The sequence below is a fragment of the Castellaniella caeni NBRC 101664 genome, assembly GCF_001592225.1.
GTDB classification, from domain to species: domain Bacteria; phylum Pseudomonadota; class Gammaproteobacteria; order Burkholderiales; family Burkholderiaceae_B; genus Castellaniella; species Castellaniella caeni.
On the sequence record NZ_BCWN01000059.1, the window covers coordinates 1 to 576 of the forward strand.

General features: G+C 61.3%; 1 protein-coding gene. It reads left to right on the plus strand.

Features of this window, described 5'->3' with window-relative positions; genetic code table 11:
- A partial coding sequence (locus CCA01S_RS15085) for a transposase (RefSeq protein ID WP_232305149.1) occupies positions 1 to 523 on the plus strand: 523 nt, incomplete at its 5' end.
- Positions 524 to 576: the final 53 nt, after the last annotated feature.

Below are 576 nucleotides of genomic sequence, written 5' to 3' on the forward strand. Positions count from 1 at the left end.
GGTGGGTGCGCGGGCGTTCCACGGTAATCCGTACGATGGGCATACGCTGCACGAGCAGATGGAACAAGCCGCCATCCTGATGCAGGATCGAGCGCCCAAGCCGGTGACCGCGTTTGTGGATTTGGGATACCGGGGCGTCGATAGCGAGAACCCGGACGTGCGCATCGTGCACCGAGGCAAGCCCAAGCGACTGACGTCCCAGGAAAGAAAGCAGCTCAAACGGCGCCAAGCCATCGAACCGATCATCGGCCATTTGAAGACGGATCATCGCATGGGGCGCTGCCACCTGAAAGGAGAAACCGGCGACCGCCTGCACGCCGTGCTGTGCGCGGCGGGCTACAACATCAAATGGCTACTGCGCATGATCGCCCGCAAGGGCGTTTCCTTTCTGTGGCGATTTTTTTTGCGCCTGCAAAAGCGTGCGACCCTGTGGCGGCTCCGGCCGACGATGGCCTTCGGGCCGCTCAAGGGGCGATCAAACGGCTATCTGGGTGCTTGGCAGGCGCTGCGTTTGCCAATATAAGCCCGGCCGATGGGCGCCCGCGATTGCTGAAATGAATAAATCAGGGACGACTA